Genomic DNA, 231 nt, shown 5'->3' on the forward strand with positions numbered 1-231 from the left:
GAGGCTGACACAGTCGCTCTGTCCGCTGTCGTGGCTGATGCCCGTGGTGTGACTGTAGGCGCAATCACCGGACTCCGTAACGAGGCTCGTGAAGCTGGCGTATACGTACGTGTCGTACGTAACACCCGGCTCAAGCGCGCTGTTGCCGACTCTGAATTCAGTGTCCTCAACGACGCCTTCACTGGCCCGACACTGATCGCTTTCTCCAACGAACACCCGGGCGCCGCTGCT

Annotated in this window: 1 protein-coding gene; it reads left to right on the forward strand. The window is 60.6% G+C overall.

Annotated features, from left to right (window positions below; all coding sequences use genetic code 11):
- Positions 1–231 (forward strand): 50S ribosomal protein L10 (locus tag OH705_RS28930; RefSeq protein WP_267303663.1); only part of this gene is annotated, 231 nt, incomplete at both ends.

Origin of the sequence: Pseudomonas sp. BJa3 (genome assembly GCF_026343815.1) — a bacterium.
Lineage (GTDB): Bacteria > Pseudomonadota > Gammaproteobacteria > Pseudomonadales > Pseudomonadaceae > Aquipseudomonas > Aquipseudomonas soli.